The 16150-nt window shown below is 59.4% G+C and carries 12 protein-coding genes and 1 pseudogene; 10 read left to right on the top strand and 3 right to left on the bottom strand.

Annotation, left to right across the window (positions count from 1 at the left end):
- Nucleotides 1-692 precede the first annotated feature (692 nt).
- Both nrdD and nrdG read left to right on the top strand, forming a co-directional pair.
- Nucleotides 693-2864, top strand: a complete 2172-nt coding sequence (gene nrdD, locus ACNQFG_RS04110) for an anaerobic ribonucleoside-triphosphate reductase (protein WP_005938935.1) — start codon at nt 693-695, stop codon at nt 2862-2864.
- 114 nt (nt 2865-2978) lie between these two features.
- Nucleotides 2979-3530, top strand: a complete 552-nt coding sequence (gene nrdG / locus ACNQFG_RS04105; protein WP_423406106.1) for an anaerobic ribonucleoside-triphosphate reductase activating protein — start codon at nt 2979-2981, stop codon at nt 3528-3530.
- 53 nt (nt 3531-3583) lie between these two features.
- Here the strand turns inward: nrdG and ACNQFG_RS04100 are convergent, their stop codons facing one another.
- Entirely contained in the window at nt 3584-5368 is a 1785-nt protein-coding gene (locus ACNQFG_RS04100) for a glycoside hydrolase family 2 protein (RefSeq protein ID WP_423406105.1), read from the bottom strand.
- A 144-nt stretch (nt 5369-5512) separates the two neighbouring features.
- Here ACNQFG_RS04100 and ACNQFG_RS04095 point away from each other — a divergent pair, with 144 nt between their 5' ends.
- From ACNQFG_RS04095 to ACNQFG_RS04060, 8 genes and pseudogenes are all read left to right on the top strand, one after another.
- The gene (locus ACNQFG_RS04095; RefSeq protein WP_423406104.1) at nt 5513-6313 is read left to right on the top strand and encodes a DUF4830 domain-containing protein; all 801 of its coding nucleotides are present in this window, start codon (nt 5513-5515) and stop codon (nt 6311-6313) included.
- 198 nt (nt 6314-6511) lie between these two features.
- The gene (locus ACNQFG_RS04090; RefSeq protein WP_005937619.1) at nt 6512-6775 is read left to right on the top strand and encodes an HPr family phosphocarrier protein; all 264 of its coding nucleotides are present in this window, start codon (nt 6512-6514) and stop codon (nt 6773-6775) included.
- 106 nt (nt 6776-6881) lie between these two features.
- A pseudogene (gene ptsP, locus ACNQFG_RS04085) lies at nt 6882-8527 on the top strand (phosphoenolpyruvate--protein phosphotransferase).
- Nucleotides 8528-8751: 224 nt separating this feature from the next.
- Nucleotides 8752-9942 (top strand): cation diffusion facilitator family transporter, encoded by a 1191-nt coding sequence (locus tag ACNQFG_RS04080; RefSeq protein ID WP_423406103.1) that lies wholly within the window; start codon nt 8752-8754, stop codon nt 9940-9942.
- Between the two features lie 21 nt (nt 9943-9963).
- The gene (locus ACNQFG_RS04075; protein WP_423406102.1) at nt 9964-11151 is read left to right on the top strand and encodes a pyridoxal phosphate-dependent aminotransferase; all 1188 of its coding nucleotides are present in this window, start codon (nt 9964-9966) and stop codon (nt 11149-11151) included.
- A gap of 85 nt (nt 11152-11236) precedes the next feature.
- A complete protein-coding gene (locus ACNQFG_RS04070; RefSeq protein ID WP_423406101.1) occupies nt 11237-12445 on the top strand; it encodes an NADP-dependent isocitrate dehydrogenase in 1209 nt (402 codons plus the stop codon).
- A gap of 174 nt (nt 12446-12619) precedes the next feature.
- The gene (ychF, locus tag ACNQFG_RS04065) at nt 12620-13753 is read left to right on the top strand and encodes a redox-regulated ATPase YchF (RefSeq protein WP_097774170.1); all 1134 of its coding nucleotides are present in this window, start codon (nt 12620-12622) and stop codon (nt 13751-13753) included.
- A gap of 231 nt (nt 13754-13984) precedes the next feature.
- A complete protein-coding gene (locus ACNQFG_RS04060) occupies nt 13985-14668 on the top strand; it encodes a 5'-methylthioadenosine/adenosylhomocysteine nucleosidase (protein ID WP_423406100.1) in 684 nt (227 codons plus the stop codon).
- Nucleotides 14669-14684: 16 nt separating this feature from the next.
- Here the strand turns inward: ACNQFG_RS04060 and ACNQFG_RS04055 are convergent, their stop codons facing one another.
- Together ACNQFG_RS04055 and ACNQFG_RS04050 are read right to left on the bottom strand one after the other, a co-directional pair.
- Nucleotides 14685-15125: a hypothetical protein gene (locus tag ACNQFG_RS04055; protein WP_423406099.1), complete on the bottom strand. Its 441-nt coding sequence runs from the start codon at nt 15123-15125 to the stop codon at nt 14685-14687.
- Nucleotides 15126-15196: 71 nt separating this feature from the next.
- Nucleotides 15197-15991 (bottom strand): diguanylate cyclase domain-containing protein, encoded by a 795-nt coding sequence (locus ACNQFG_RS04050; protein ID WP_423406098.1) that lies wholly within the window; start codon nt 15989-15991, stop codon nt 15197-15199.
- Nucleotides 15992-16150 lie beyond the last annotated feature (159 nt).

The following is a 16150-nucleotide window of genomic DNA, read 5'->3' as shown; positions in this document are numbered from 1 at the left end:
GTCCTGTAGCGCCTCAGCCTTGCGGCTGACGACCTGTTTATTTTACCACCGAAGTGGTTTTTTGTCAAGCACTTTTTTCGAAGCATTTCGAACGTTTTGAACTTGGATCGCTTCCGATTTCTCAGAACTGACTGGAATCTTTCAGCGCCTATTGGTTCTTTTCTCTCGCTTCTCAGCTGGGACTTCAGAAGTCATTCTTTTGTCTCAGCGCTTGACGCTCAAGTATAATACCATACACCCGCCCGTTTGGCAACCCCTTTTTTCAACTTTTTTGCCCTTTTTTCTCGGTTCGGCCTTTTTACCAGTTTTTTGCGTGGAACTTGCATCTCCTTTGACACGATGGATGCAACAGTTTATTTTTCTGCTTTCTCTCCCTATATAATGTAATAATATAAGGCCTGCGTATAGATACAGGCGGATATTACGGCCCGGAATGCAGATACTTTTCTTGTGCGATTTGTCAAGCCCTCCGGCCTCAAATTTTGCTCTGAAAATCTTCCCGGATTTTTGGCGAAAGCGACGAAGCACAAAATGTAGTGGTTTTTCCATTGACATATCACTAAATAGTGATATCATAGAATTACATTCCAATGAACGCATTTCAGAAGATCTGCGGGCGGCTCCTGTTCCAGGAGACGCCCGTTTGAACTGCGGCAGAAAACCACAACGCGACAGAAAGATGGAGGAACGCCATGAAGATCATCAAACGCAACGGTGCAGAAGTCCCCTTTGATATCACCAAGATCATCACCGCTGTTACTAAGGCCAGCGATTCTGTGAGCGGCCAGAGCCGTCTAACCAAGGACCAGATCACCCAGATCGCCGCTGCTGTTACCGACCAGTGTCAGGCGCTGAACCGCGCCGTCAGCGTGGAAGAAGTGCAGGATATGGTGGAGAACCAGCTCATGGACATCAAGGCACATGATGTGGCCCGGCACTACATCACCTACCGCTATGTGCAGAGCCTGAAGCGCCAGACCAACACCACCGATGAGCGCATCCTGAGCCTGATCGAGTGCCAGAACGAAGAGGTCAAGCAGGAGAACGCCAACAAGAACCCCACCGTGAACAGCGTGCAGCGCGACTATATGGCCGGTGAGATCTCCAAAGATCTGACCGCCCGTCTGCTGCTGGACCCGGAGATCGTCAAGGCCCATCAGGAGGGTCTGATTCACTTCCACGATTCCGACTACTTTGCCCAGCACATGCACAACTGCGATCTGGTGAATCTGGAGGACATGCTGCAGAACGGCACCGTCATTTCCGGCACCTATATTGAAAAGCCTCACAGCTTCTCCACCGCCTGCAACATCGCCACCCAGATCATTGCACAGGTAGCATCCAACCAGTACGGCGGCCAGAGCATCAGCCTGACCCACCTCGCCCCCTTTGTGGATGTCTCCCGCAAGAAGATCGCCGCTGAGGTAGAAGTGGAAATGGCCGGTCTGGATGTTTCTGCCGAGCGCAAGAAGGAAATCGTGGAGCGCCGCCTGCGCAGCGAGATCAACCGCGGTGTGCAGACCATCCAGTATCAGGTGGTCACGCTGATGACCACCAATGGTCAGGCCCCCTTTATCACCGTGTTCATGTATCTGGGTGAGGCGCGCAATCCGCAGGAGAAGGCAGACCTTGCCATCATCATTGAGGAGACCATCCGCCAGCGCTATCAGGGCGTGAAGAACGAGGCCGGTGTGTGGATCACCCCCGCCTTCCCCAAGCTGATCTATGTGCTGGAAGAGGACAACATCCGTCCCGGCACTCCTTATTACTACCTGACCGAGCTGGCCGCCAAGTGCACTGCAAAGCGCATGGTGCCCGACTATATCTCCGAAAAGAAGATGCTGGAGCTCAAGGTGGACAAAAACGGCGAAGGCCACTGCTACACCTGCATGGGCTGCCGCAGCTTCCTGACCCCCTATGTGGACCCCGAGACCGGCAAGCCCAAATACTACGGTCGGTTCAATCAGGGCGTTGTCACCATCAATCTGGTGGATGTGGCACTCTCCTCCAAGGGCAACTTTGAGAAGTTCTGGAAGATCTTCGACGAGCGTCTGGCCCTGTGCCACCGCGCACTGCAGGCACGGCACAAGCGGCTGCTGGGCACTCCCAGCGATGCCGCTCCCATTCTGTGGCAGTATGGTGCACTGGCTCGCCTGAAAAAGGGAGAAAAGATCGACAAGCTGCTGTTCGGCGGCTACTCCACCATCAGTCTGGGCTATGCCGGTCTGTATGAGTGCGTGAAGTATATGACCGGCAAGAGCCACACCGATGCCGGTGCAAAGCCCTTTGCTCTGAGCGTGATGCAGCACATGAACGACAAGTGCAACGCCTGGAAAAAGGCCGAGAACATCGACTACTCCCTCTACGGCACCCCGCTGGAATCCACCACCTACAAGTTCGCCAAGTGCCTGCAGAAGCGCTTTGGCATCGTGCCCGGCATTACCGACAAGAACTATATCACCAACAGCTATCATGTGCATGTGTCGGAGCAGATTGATGCCTTCACCAAGCTGAAGTTCGAGAGCGACTTCCAGCGCCTGTCCCCGGGCGGTGCCATCAGCTATGTGGAAGTGCCCAACATGCAGGACAATCTGGAAGCCGTCATAAGTGTGCTGCAGTTCATCTATGACAACATCATGTATGCGGAGCTGAACACCAAGTCGGATTACTGTCAGGTGTGCGGCTATGACGGCGAGATCAAGATCGTGGAGGATGACGGCAAGCTGGTGTGGGAGTGCCCCAAGTGCGGCAACCGCGACCAGAACAAGCTGAACGTTGCCCGCCGCACCTGTGGCTATATCGGCACCCAGTTCTGGAATCAGGGCCGCACGCAGGAGATCAAGGATCGGGTCCTGCACCTGTAACCCTCTCAGGCGCTTTGCGCCAGCTCCCCAAAAGGGGAGCCATTGGCAACCGACAAAAAGCATCATCAAATGGAAAAGCAAAGCCGCGCGCTCTGCTTTCAGGTTTCATCCGTCATGAACTACGCAACCATCAAATACTATGACATTGCCAACGGCCCGGGGGTGCGCACCAGCGTGTTCGTGTCCGGCTGCCGCCACCACTGCCCGGGGTGCTTCAACGCCGTGGCGTGGGACTTTGACTATGGCCAGCCCTTCGACAAACCCACCCGCAACGAAGTGTTTGCATCCTGCCAGCCGGACTATATCGCGGGTCTTTCTCTGCTGGGCGGCGAACCCATGGAGCCGGAAAATCAGCGGGAGCTGCTGCCCTTCGTGCGCAACTTCAAGGCCTTGTACCCGAACAAAACGGTATGGTGCTATTCCGGCTACACCTGGGAACAGCTGACCGGCAAAGAGCCCTGCGCCGCCCGGTGTGAAGCCACCGACGAGCTGCTGAGCCTGCTGGATGTGCTGGTGGACGGCGAGTTCGTGCAGGCAAAGCACGATATCTCCCTGCGGTTCCGCGGCAGCAGCAACCAGCGTCTGCTGGATGTAAAAAAGACCCTTGCCGCCGGTCAGCCCGTGTGGTGGGAGGACGAACAGGTCTTTGCGACCCACACGATGTGATTTTACAAAAAAGCAGACATGCCGCCGTTTCCGGTGTTGCATGTCTGCTTTTTCTATGCCTGTTTCAGGACCTTTTCAAACTCTGCTTCCAGTGCTTCGTTCACCGCGCGGACGGCGGCCGGGTCGGGCTTGATTGCCTGTCGGTCATAGGTGAACAGACCGTTCACCTCATCTTCCACATCCGTCAGCTGGGTGTACACCAGCGCCGACAGCCCGTTCCGGAGCTGCGGGAGCACCGTTTCCAATTGCAGTTTCCGGTAGCGCCCGGTCAGGTCTGCGCGGCTCTTGGCCGTGCCGTAGCCGTAGGTCCTGCGGGGCGGCTCGTGGCCGGGCATCGGCCAGGCGATGCCGCCGTATTCGCTGAGGGCAACGGTGCGGCGGCCGGGCCGGAGATGGAGCGGATAGAAATAGTTGTGGATGGAGCACACATCTCCGCCGCCCTGATCATACCAACCGCTGGCCTCGTCCACCAGACGGTCGGGGTCGAGGGCGCGGAGCGTTTCGACTGCCTGCGCGGCATCAAACTGGCCCCAGCCTTCGTTGAAGGGCACCCAGCAGCCGATGCACGGATGCCCCCGCAGAGCCTCCACCGTTGCTTCCAGCTCCCGGCCGTATTCTTCCCGGCTGGCCTCGCTGCGGCGGCTCAACAGACCCCGGAGGGCCGCTGTGTCGGGCAGTTTCCGCAGCAGCGGCTGCAGCACATTGGTCAGGTAGGTGACGAACCACAGGTTGTATCTGCTGCCGCCGTTCACCATGTCCTGCCAGACCACAAGGCCCAGCCTGTCGCAGTGGTAGTACCAGCGCTGCGGCTCGATCTTGGCGTGCTTGCGCAGCAGGTTGAATCCCAGTTCCTTGATGGTCTGCAATTCATGCACCACCGCCGCATCGGAAGGCGGGGTATACAGGCCCTGCGGCCAGTAGCCCTGGTCCAGCAGGCCGTTGAGCAGGATGAGCTTTCCGTTCAGGCAGAAGCGCAGCACGCCCCGCGCATCCGGCTCACAGCTCCACTTGCGCAGGGCAAAGTAGCTGTGCACGGTGTCGAAGCTCTCTTCCTCCCCCTGGGTCGTACCGACGGTCAGGTCGTAGAGGAAGGGGCTGTCCGGGCTCCACGGAAAGAAATGTTCCTCCGGGATGTTCAGCGTCACCTCGCCGTCCCGGTCCGCTTCGTCGCTGCCCCAGTCCTCGGCAATGGTCACGCCCCCGGCCCGCACCACGGCCCACAGGTTCACTGCACCGCCGGGCTTTGCCGTGCGGGCCCGGACGGTCACGGTGCGGGCATCGTAATCCGGCGTGACCGTGAGCGACTGGATGTAGTTTTCCGGCACACGCTCCAGCCAGACCGTCTGCCAGATGCCGCTCTGGGCCGGATAGAACATGCCGCCGGGCCGGAGCGTCTGTTTGCCCCGCGCCTGCACCCCGGCCCCGGTGGGGTCCTGCACAGCCACCCACAGGCGGTTGTGGTCGGCGTTCAGGGCCTCGGTGATGTCAAACGTAAAGGGCCAGTAGCCGCCCCGATGGCCGCCCACCAGATGGCCGTTCACCTGCACCGCACAGGCATCGTCCACCGCGCCGAAGTGCAGCAGCACCCGGCCCCCGGAACCGGCAGGCGGGGCAAAGGTGCAGTGGTAGTGCAGCCACTGGCCGGGCTGCAGGGTGCGGCCCACGCCGGAAGCCCGCGTCTCCGGGGAATAGGGCACGAGGATGTCGCCCTCCCACTGCCGGGGCAGCTGCGCCGACTTCGTGATGGCGAACTGCCACAGACCGTTCAGGGATTCGAAGCTGTCCCGCCGCAGGGCAGGGCGCGGGTATTCCGGCAGAGGATGCTGCATTTTGGTCATCGTGGTCACCGCTTTCTGGCGTTTTGGCCTGTTCTGTCCCCATTCTAGCACAGAAAAATAGACTTGTATAGCGGCTTGTCGTATATCCCGCCGCCGCAGCGCATACAATGCTTCCAGAACCAAACAAGGGTGGGAGGCATGGGCATGTTTGTGGTAACGCTGAACAAGGCAAGTCTGAAGAAGGTCGGCATCGGGGCCATGTGCTGCGCACTGGTGGTGGGCAGTGCTCTGCTGGGCCGGTTCATCAGCAACCGCACCGTTGCGGTCTCGGCGGCGGAGAACAAAATTGAGAGTGCACAGGACATCCAGACATGGTTCACCGGCTACGGTCTGGATGTGGACGGCGCATCCATCACGGCAGACAAGGTCAAGATCCCCCGCAAGTGGGATGACAGCTTTTCGGCCTTCAACGGGGTGGTGCAGCAGAGCGGCATGGACCTTGCACGCTACAAGGGCAAGACCGTGGAAAAATGGACGGCGCTGATCCCCGCCGCCAGCAAGGGCGACCTGAGCCAGTACGGTGTGCTGCTGGTCTACCGGAAAAAGGCCATCGGAGCCTACCTGCTCGAAAAGCCCTCCGGCACCGTGACCGGCCTCAAGGACGCCCAGAGCGCCGCCCTGGCCGAGGAGCAGCAGGCCGAGCAGGTCTCCGGTGAGGATTACAGCGGCGACTGGGGCGAACGCCACGACGAAGAGCTGGGCGCTTCCGACCAGGCCCAGCAGACCTCCGGCGAGGACTACAGCGGCGATTGGGGCGAACGCCATGACGAAGAGCTGGGCGCTTCCGACCAGGCCCAGCAGACCTCCGGCGAGGACTACAGCGGCGATTGGGGCGAACGCCATGACGAGGAGCTGGGGGCTTCCGGGCAGGCGCAGCAGACTTCCGGCGAGGACTACACCTACACCGACCTTCCGCTGGATGCCGAGGGGTATCCCGTCGAATAACCTGCGTTGAAAATTTTCCACCAAAAATTCTGTGGAACTATACCAAAAAAGTTGCATGAAAATCAGCGAAATGGGATAATGAAAAAACAGCGAATGAGGTTTATAATATAGGTAGTGTATCCCGCAGCAGGATTGGGCTGCCTCCGGCGCGGCCGATGGCCCCGGAGCATGATGAAGGGGATACCCAGTAAGGAGAAAATGATTATGAAGGAATTCCAGTATACCGTTAAGGATGCATGCGGCATCCACGCTCGTCCCGCCGGCCTGCTCGTCAAGACCGTCAAGGGCTTTGCCAGCAGCGCTACCCTGGAAAAGGACGGCAAGAGCTGCGATATGCGCAAGCTGATGGCTCTGATGGGCATGGGCGTCAAGCAGGGTGAGACCGTTACCGTCAAGGTCGAGGGCGACGACGAGGAAGCTGCTGCAGCAGCCATCCAGAAGTTCCTGACCGAGAACGTCTGATTCCGCAGTTAAGATGAGGAAGGCCCTCGCGGGTGAGCTGCGGGGGCTTTTTTTGGACTGTCGGAGCAGTACGGCCCCGGCACAGATGAAGAAGGAGTAGTGTGCAATGCAGGTAGGCACCGGTAAGAGCGTCCTGAATGGCATCGCCATCGGCAAGCTCAAGATCTACAAGAAAAAGGATACTGCCATTTCTGCCGCAGAGGTAGCGGATACCGCAGCGGAAGTGGCGCGTTTTGAAGAAGCGCAGCAGAAGGCCATTGAGCAGCAGACTGCGCTGTATGAAAAGGCACTGGCAGAGGCTGGCGAGGACATCGCCGAGGTGTTCAACATCCACGCCATGATGTTGGAAGACGACGACTTTGTGGATGCCATCAAGGAGATCATCAACAGCCAGAAAAAGTGTGCCGAGTACGCCGTCAAGACGGCAGGCAACAATCAGGCTGCGGTGTTCGCCGCCATGGATGACCCGTATCTGCAGGCCCGCAGTGCAGATGTCATCGATATCGCACAGGCCATTCTGGACATCCTGCAGGGGGTGGACAACGCCAGCCTGCAGGGCACCGAGCCCAGCATTCTGGTCGCGGAGGATCTGGCCCCGTCTGAGACCGTCCGCATGGAAAGAGCCTGCTGCTGGGCTTTATCACCCGTGAGGGCAGCTCCAACAGCCACACCGCCATTCTGGCCCGCAGCATGAACATCCCTGCCCTGATCCAGTGCAAGGATATTCAGGACGACTGGGACGGCAAGATGGCGGTCATCGATGGCTACAATGCCTGCGTTTACGTTGAACCCACCCCCGACCTGCTCAAGAGCCTGAAGAAGCGCCAGCAGGAAGATCAGAAGAAGCAGGCCCTGCTGCAGGAGCTGAAGGGCAAGCCCAACACCACGCTGGACGGCAAGACCATCAATGTCTTTGCCAACATCGGCGGCATGAGCGATGTGGGTGCTGTGCAGCAGAACGATGCCGGCGGCGTAGGCCTGTTCCGCACTGAGTTCGTCTACCTGAACTGCAAGGACTTCCCCACCGAGGACTACCAGTTCGAGGCCTACAAGCAGGTGGTGGAGAGTCTGGCTCCCCGCAAGGTGGTCGTCCGTACCTGTGACATCGGTGCCGATAAGACCGTCGATTACATGAAGCTGGATCACGAGGAGAACCCCGCTCTGGGCTACCGCGCCATCCGCATCTGCCTGACCCGCAGGGACTTCTTCAAGACCCAGCTGCGCGCTCTGCTGCGTGCTTCTGCCTACGGCAACATGAGCATCATGTTCCCCATGATCACCAGCCTGCGGGAGCTGCAGGATGCCAAGGCTGTTCTGGAAGAGTGCAAGAAGGAGCTGACCGCTGAGGGCAAAAAGTTCAGCAGCAGCATCGAGGTAGGCACCATGATCGAGACCCCCGCCGCTGTGCTGATCGCGGACGAGCTGGCTGCCGAGTGCGACTTCTTCTCCATCGGCACCAACGACCTGACCCAGTACACCTGTGCGCTGGACCGCCAGAATGCAAAGCTGGAGCCGTTCTTCAACCCGCACCATCCCGCTGTGCTGCGCGCCATCAAGATGACTATTGAGGCGGGCCACCGCCACGGCATCTGGGTGGGCATCTGCGGTGAGCTGGGTGCCGACACCGCCCTCACCGAGACCTTCCTGCGCATGGGCGTGGACGAGCTGTCCATGAATGCCAAGAGCATCCTGCCGGTGCGCAAGATCATCCGCAGCGTGGACCTGAGCAAGCCCTCCGCCAAGAACATCTGAGTCCCGCGTTTTCCTGCATCCACAGCCCCCTCTGCGGCCCCTTTCCGCCGCCCTGGGGGCTGTTTTCTATCCCATCGTTTCCGGGCAGACACGACCGAATTTCATGTTTTGCCGCCGCAACAAGCCGCGCTTTCATCCCGAAACGCTTCCCAACACGAAAGCAACATGCTATACTAGGTGCAAGTCATTCTGCCGCCAAATTTATCGTATCAGGAGAGATTGGCATGACCCAATTATTGATCCGTTTGTTTATCCGGGACCCGGACGACACCCGCAATCCCGCCGTCCGCACCGCCTACGGCAACCTGGCCAGCCTGGTCGGCATGGCCTGCAATCTGCTGCTCTGCATCGGCAAACTGGTTGCCGGCACCCTGTTCGGCTCCATCGCCATCATGGCAGATGCTCTGAACAACCTGTCGGACGCTTCGTCCAACATCGTCAGCCTCATCGGCTTCCGGCTGGCCGCCAAGGCCCCGGACGCCGAACACCCCTACGGCCACGCCCGGTACGAATACCTTGCCGGGCTGGTGGTCAGCGTCACCATCCTGGCCATCGGGCTTTCGCTGGGCAAGGAATCGGTGGTGAAAGTCCTCCATCCCACACCCGTCATCTTCAGCTGGCTCAGCATCGGTGTGCTGGCCGCTTCCATCGCCGTCAAGCTGTGGATGAGCGGCTTCAACCGCACCGTAGGGCAACGCATCGCCTCCGAGACGCTGCTCGCCACTGCTGCGGACAGCCGCAACGATGTGCTGACCACGAGCGCCGTCCTGCTCTCCACCATCCTGTGCAGTGCCACGGGCTGGAACATCCTCGACGGCCTCATGGGCGTGGCGGTGGCCGCGTTCATCCTCTGGTCCGGCTGGGGCCTTGTGATGGATACGCTCAGCCCGCTGCTGGGCGAAACGCCCTCGCCGGAGCTGGTGGCGCACATCGAGCGGACCGTCATGTCCTACCCCGGTGTGCTGGGCGTACACGACCTCATGGTCCATGATTACGGCCCCGGCCACCAGTTCGCTTCGCTCCACGTCGAGTTCCCGGCCGAAAGCGACCCGCTGACGGCCCATGACGTCATCGACAACATCGAGCGCGATTTCCTGAAAAAAGACAACCTGCAGGTCACCATCCACTACGACCCCATCGTTACCTCGGACGCCAAAGTCGGTGTGCTGCGCACCCGCCTGACGGAGCACCTCCGCCAGCTGGACCCGCAGCTCTCCATCCACGACCTGCGCATCGTCCCCGGCGACACCCACACCAACGTGCTGTTCGATCTGGCTTTCCCCGCCGGGTACACCGGCGATACGGACGCCGTCATGGCCGAGATGTGCCGTTTCGTCACCGGGCAGGACCCGAACTACAGCTGCATCATCAAGGTGGAGCAGAGCTATGCCGCTGTGCCCCAAAGCCCGAAATAACATCATCAGGGGGAAGTATTTATGTTGAACGAGACCTACCGCGGGATGCTGGCGCACAAGAGCGTCATCCGCGAGACCTTCATGTACGGCAAGCAGCGTGCTGCCGAGATCGGATATGAGAACGTGTTCGATTACTCGCTGGGCAACCCCAGCGTGCCCTGCCCGCAGGAGTTCACTGCCGCTATGCAGGATCTGCTGACCAACGAAGAGCCGGTAAACCTGCACGGCTACTGCCCCAGTCAGGGTGACCCGGGCTTCCGCACCGATGTGGCAGCGCACCTGACAAAGACCTTTGGCCTGCCCTATGAGCAGAAGCACATCTTCCCCACCACCGGTGCGGCGGGTGCCATTGCCCATGCCATCCGTGCGGTCACGCAGCCCGGCGACGAGGTGCTCACCTTTGCGCCCTACTTCCCGGAGTACGGCCCCTATGTGGCGGGCACCGGGGCAGTCCTCAAGGTGGTGCCGCCGCAGGCCCCGGCCTTTCAGCCGAACCTCGACGCCTTTGAGGAGATGCTGACCGAGCAGGTCGCCTGCGTCCTCATCAACACTCCCAACAACCCCACCGGCGTGGTCTACTCTGCCGGGACACTCACCCGCATGGCAGAGATCCTGACCGAGAAGAGCAAGGCGTTCGGCCACAATATCTTCCTCGTCAGCGATGAGCCCTACCGGGATATCGCATTCGACGGCAAAAAGGTGCCCTACCCGGCGGCGTTCTACCCCCACACTCTCACCTGCTTCTCCTATTCCAAGAGCCTGAGCCTGCCCGGCGAGCGCCTTGGCTATGTGGCGGTGCGTCCGGGCTGTGAGGGCGAGGATGTGCTGGTGGACATGATGGCCCAGATCTCCCGCTTCACCGGCCACAACTGCCCGCCCAGCATCATCCAGCGGGCCGTAAGCCGCTGTCAGGATGTGACCAGTGATCTGAGTGTGTATGAGACCAACATGAACCTGCTGTACGATAAGCTCACCGCGCTGGGTTTTGAGGTGGAGCGCCCCGGCGGTACCTTCTACATCTTCCCCAAGGCTCTGGAAGAGGATGCCAACGCTTTCTGCATGAAGGCCCGGGAGTTTGACCTGCTGCTGGTGCCCAGCGACAGCTTCGGTGTCAAGGGCTATGTGCGCCTTGCCTACTGCATCGATACCGAAAAGGTCAAGCGCAGCCTGCCGGCCCTTGAAAAGCTGGCGGCATCCTACCGCAAATGAACCGACTTTCCCCGGCGTACAGCTGGCAATGCCGCCGGGGTCGAAGATATCCGTCTGTTATGATCGAGAGGAAAGGGAAAGAACTATGGAAAAGATCAAAATGACCACGCCCCTCGTCGAGATGGACGGCGACGAAATGACCCGCATTCTGTGGAAGATGATCAAGGACGAACTGATCCTTCCGTTTGTGGACCTCAAGACCGAATATTACGATCTGGGCCTGCCCAACCGCGACGCTACCGCCGACAAGGTGACCATGGATGCCGCCCTTGCCAACAAGAAGTACGGCGTTTCGGTCAAGTGCGCCACCATCACCCCCAATGCCCAGCGCATGGACGAGTATAAGCTGCATGAGATGTGGAAAAGCCCCAACGGCACCATCCGCGCGGTGCTGGACGGCACCGTGTTCCGCGCACCCATCATGATCGACAGCATCAAGCCGGTGGTCAAGAACTGGAAAAAGCCCATCACCATTGCCCGCCACGCCTACGGCGATGTGTACAAGTGCACTGAGTTCCGCATCCCCGGCCCCGGCAAAGCGGAGCTGCGCTTCACCGGCGCGGACGGCACCCAGCAGTCCGCCACCGTCTACGACTTCGAGTGCGGCGGTGTCCTGCAGGGCCAGTACAACAAGGATGATTCCATCCGCAGCTTTGCCCGCAGCTGTTTCAACTACGCACTGGATGTGAAGCAGGACCTGTGGTTCGGCGCAAAGGATACCATCTCCAAGAAGTACGACCACACCTTCAAGGATATCTTCCAGGAAGTGTACGATGCCGAGTATAAGGCAAAGTTCGAGGCCGCAGGCATCACCTACTTCTACAGCCTCATTGACGATATCGTTGCCCGCGTCATTCGCAGCGAGGGCGGCTTTGTCTGGGCCTGCAAGAACTACGACGGTGACGTGATGAGCGATATGGTCTCCACTGCCTTTGGCTCTCTGGCTATGATGACCAGCGTGCTGGTCAGTCCGGACGGCAAGTACGAGTTCGAGGCCGCCCACGGCACCGTCACCCGCCATTACTATAAGTACCTGAAGGGCGAGGCCACTTCCACCAACCCCATGGCCACCATCTTCGCCTGGAGCGGTGCTCTGAAAAAGCGCGGCGAGCTCGACAGCCTGCCCGACCTCGTCCACTTCGGCGAGGCCCTGGAAGCCGCCAGCCTGCAGACCCTGAACGACGGCATCATGACGAAAGACCTGTGCGGTCTGGCCGAGGGCATCACCCCCACCGCCGTGGACAGCCTCGGCTTCATCCGCGCCATCCGCGAGCGGCTGGAGAAGAAGTTCTGAGCCGCAGGAAGACTTGCATAAACAGAGCTTACATGCTACAATTAGAGTTAGCCATGTAAGCTCTGTTTTTTTGTGAATGGAGCCTGGTCTGCGAAAAAGAGACCTGCAAAAACAACTGACATCCGCTCAATCGAGCTGTTTATCATCGACATCATAAAAGGAGAAATCATAACTATGAAATTAGGTATCGTCGGCCTGCCGAACGTCGGCAAGTCCACTCTGTTCAATGCCATCACCTCCACCAAGAACGCAGAAGCCGCAAACTATCCCTTCTGCACCATCGAGCCGAACAGCGGCATCGTAGCCGTGCCGGACAAGCGTCTGGACAAGCTGGCCGAGATCTGGCAGACCAATAAAAAGACCCCTGCCATCGTGGAGTTCGTGGATATCGCGGGCCTTGTGAAGGGTGCCAGCCAGGGTGCAGGCCTTGGCAACAAGTTCCTGGGCCACATCCGCGAGTGCGATGCCATTGTGCATGTAGTGCGCTGCTTTGACGATGACAACATTATCCATGTGGTGGAGGATGTTTCCAAGGCTGAGGCCGTGGACCCCATTGCCGACATCGATGCCATCGACTACGAGCTGATCCTGTCCGACCTTGAGGTGGTGCAGAACCGCGCAGGCCGCATGGCAAAGGCTGCCAAGAGCGGCAACAACAAGGGTGCTGCCGCCGAAGCCGCATGGCTGCAGCAGCTGGCCGACCACCTGAGCGCCGGCAAGCCTGCCCGCAGCTTCGATTTTGACGAGGGCGATGCCGAGCAGCAAGCTGTTCTGCACGAGATGGGTCTGCTGAGCGCAAAGCCGGTGCTGTACGCCTGCAACGTGGGCGAGGACGACCTGATGGAGGGCATCGAAAACAACAAGTATGTCCCGCTGGTGGCCGCACGCGCCAAGGAAGAGGGCGCACGCTACATTCCCATCTGCGCCAAGACCGAGGAGGATATCGCCGACTACTCTCCCGAGGAAAAGAAGGCTTTTCTGGCTGAAATGGGCATTGAAGCCAGCGGTCTGGACAACCTCATCACTGCCAGCTATGATCTGCTGGGCCTGATCTCCTTCCTGACCGACGGCAAGAAGGAGTGCCGCGCATGGACCATCCGCAAGGGCACCAAGGCACCGCAGGCTGCCGGCAAGATCCACAGCGATTTCGAGCGCGGCTTCATCCGTGCCAGCGTCATTGGCTACAGCGATCTGGAAGCCAACAACTTCGATTACGCCGCCGTCAAGGCCAAGGGTCTGCAGCGCACCGAGGGCAAGGAATACGTTGTCAACGATGGCGATGTGATCGAGTTCCTGTTCAACGTTTAAAGGGAAACCCTCTCAGTCAAAACCCGACGGTTTTGACAGCTCCCCCGAGGGGGGAGCTCGATTGCAGCGAACCGGAAGAGCCATAAAAGCTCTCCCTTTGGGAGAGCTGGCATCGCGCAGCGATGACTGAGAGGGTTCGTTCCCCAGCCTTCCTGAATTAAAAAGAGTCATTCCCCTGAATATGGCCAGAGCGCACGCGTCGGCCATTTAAAATCGTAAAAGAGGTTTCCTATGATTTTCGGTATTATGGGCGCAATGCCCGATGAAGTCGATCAGCTGTGTGCAAAGCTGGAGAATGTCACCGTGGAGCCCTACGGCGGCGTGGATTACCACAAGGGCACGCTGGCCGGCAAACAGGTGGTGGTGTGCTGTGCCGGCATGGGCAAGGCCAATGCCGCCGCCACCACGCAGGTGCTCATCACAAAATTCGGCGCGGAGAAGATCATCTTTTCCGGCATCGCAGGCAATATGACCTCGAAGATCGGCATTGGCGATGTGGTCATCGGCAAGACCGTGCTGTACCACGACGCACAGCTGGACATGATCTGCCAGAACCCGCCGTTCCTCAAGGAATACACCGGCGACCCGGTCCTCATTGCCGCCGCCGAAGCCGCCTGCAAGGCCGCAGGCGTCAAGGCGCTGACCGGCAGGATCGCCACCGGCGACCTGTTTGTAGGCGACAGTGAAACCAAGGCTGCCATTGAAGCCAAATGCGCCCCCGACTGCGTGGAGATGGAGGGTGCCGCTGTGAGCCAGATCGCCGCCAAGAACGGTGTGCCCTGCGTCATCCTGCGCGCTATGAGCGACAACGCTGACGAGGACGGCCACGAGGTGCTGGTGGTGAAAAAGTTCAGCATTGCGGAATATGTAGCCACCGCCACCAGGATCGTGGCAGCAATGGTGGAAGCGCTCTGATCAGAGCGCCTTCCCTTTACAGAAAGCGTTCCAGCCGGATGCGGTTGTCCTCTTCAAAATCCTGCACTTTCTGCATCAGGCGCTTTGCGCCGGGCGCGGCATTGGGGTAATCCTTCTGGGCCTTTACGCAGTCCACCACCCCCATGCCGCTGCCCTGTGTGAGCATCTCGGCCAGATTGCGGGTGGACTTGTCCGTGAGGGTCTTCATACTGATGCCCATTTTTGTGTTCAGCTTTGCCATGGCGCTCTGCCCCTGCGCGGTGCCGCCGCAGGCCTCGATGGCGGTGTGGGCCTCCTGGTTCAGTTCACGGTAGATGTTCCGTTCCCGCAGCAGTTCTGCTTTGAACTGCACATCGTCGGTCATCGGCACGATCTGTTCCAAGGTGTTCTTGCCCATCTCGGTATTCTGCACCACGGCTTCCAGCAGGTTCAGGTTGTCGTTTTTCTGGTTTTCCATACAAAAAATCCCCCTTCTGGCTCTTAGGATGTCCAGAAGGGGGATCTTTTATCCATAGGTCTTATCAGGTCTTATCCGGCGCAGACCTGGCTGCCGCCAGCTTCCTGCGCGGCCTTGAGCCGTGCTGCACAAAGCTCGTACAGTGCGTCCCAGTTTTTGCCCCGCACCTCGCAGGTGCAGGCGCAGCCGATGGACTGGGTGAACGGCACCCGGCGCATCAGACCCACCGAAGCCACATAGGCACGGGGCATCTCCGCGTAGATGCTCCGCAGCTCCTCGGCCAGTTCGTCGCAGGTCTTGTCTGCACAGCCGATGGCGAACAGCGTATCGGTCAGGCGGCAGACCACCCGCTCGTCCGGGCGGTCATAGTGCTTCTTCCACTGGTTTGCCACAAAGCAGACCAGCTGATTCATGACGGCATCGCCCTGCTCGGCCTGCATCTGCTCGACGCGGTCCAGCTCCACCAGCGCCAGCGAGGCGCAACGGTGGGCGTCGGTCCAATCATCCAGGCGGGTGCAGAACTCGGTCTCAAAATAGCGGCGGTTGAACACGCCCGACAAAAAGTCGTGGTTCATGTCGTCGCGGCACATCTCCCGCTCGCGCGGGGACATCCGGTCCTCCGGCAGGTCGTTGCCCGCCAGCGGCGCAGTCATCTGCAGTTTCCATACCTTGTCGTCCGCAACGATCTGGCGGCGCAGTACGCAGTCTACCTGCCCATTGCGCAGCTCATAGTCCACCATCAGGCCGTCATCCTGCCAGCTGCGGACTGCTTCTTCGTCCGCTTCGGTCAGGGTCACGTCCTCAAAGGCGGCCTGTGCGCTGCGCACAAATTCGCGCAGGTCCTGCTCGGTCCATTCTTTCTTCATGCGTTTTTCCCCATCATTGTGGTGCCAGATCTCCCTCCCGGCACACCTTGCCACGAAAAACACTTTGAAAATGTTTTTCAGATTACAAAGATTATACCACTTCTGCGGAAGACTTGCCAGCAAAACGCACAAATTTCAACCAATTTTTTTGCAGATCCG

The organism is Faecalibacterium prausnitzii (assembly GCF_049532945.1).
In the GTDB taxonomy this organism is placed as follows: Bacteria; Bacillota; Clostridia; order Oscillospirales; family Ruminococcaceae; genus Faecalibacterium; species Faecalibacterium prausnitzii_N.
This window is presented reverse-complemented; position numbering and strand designations above follow the sequence as displayed.

Bases quoted from the DNA above. Each gene is read 5' to 3' on its own strand.
- ACNQFG_RS04050 (WP_423406098.1), bottom strand. From the start codon at position 15,991: ATGAAGAAAGAATGGACCGAGCAGGACCTGCGCGAATTTGTGCGCAGC.
- nrdD (WP_005938935.1), top strand. From the start codon at position 693: ATGAAGATCATCAAACGCAACGGTGCAGAAGTCCCCTTTGATATCACC.
- ychF (WP_097774170.1), top strand. From the start codon at position 12,620: ATGAAATTAGGTATCGTCGGCCTGCCGAACGTCGGCAAGTCCACTCTG.
- ACNQFG_RS04060 (WP_423406100.1), top strand. From the start codon at position 13,985: ATGATTTTCGGTATTATGGGCGCAATGCCCGATGAAGTCGATCAGCTG.
- ACNQFG_RS04080 (WP_423406103.1), top strand. From the start codon at position 8,752: ATGACCCAATTATTGATCCGTTTGTTTATCCGGGACCCGGACGACACC.
- nrdG (WP_423406106.1), top strand. From the start codon at position 2,979: ATGAACTACGCAACCATCAAATACTATGACATTGCCAACGGCCCGGGG.
- ACNQFG_RS04055 (WP_423406099.1), bottom strand. From the start codon at position 15,125: ATGGAAAACCAGAAAAACGACAACCTGAACCTGCTGGAAGCCGTGGTG.
- ACNQFG_RS04090 (WP_005937619.1), top strand. From the start codon at position 6,512: ATGATTATGAAGGAATTCCAGTATACCGTTAAGGATGCATGCGGCATC.
- ACNQFG_RS04070 (WP_423406101.1), top strand. From the start codon at position 11,237: ATGGAAAAGATCAAAATGACCACGCCCCTCGTCGAGATGGACGGCGAC.
- ACNQFG_RS04075 (WP_423406102.1), top strand. From the start codon at position 9,964: ATGTTGAACGAGACCTACCGCGGGATGCTGGCGCACAAGAGCGTCATC.
- ACNQFG_RS04100 (WP_423406105.1), bottom strand. From the start codon at position 5,368: ATGACCAAAATGCAGCATCCTCTGCCGGAATACCCGCGCCCTGCCCTG.
- ACNQFG_RS04095 (WP_423406104.1), top strand. From the start codon at position 5,513: ATGTTTGTGGTAACGCTGAACAAGGCAAGTCTGAAGAAGGTCGGCATC.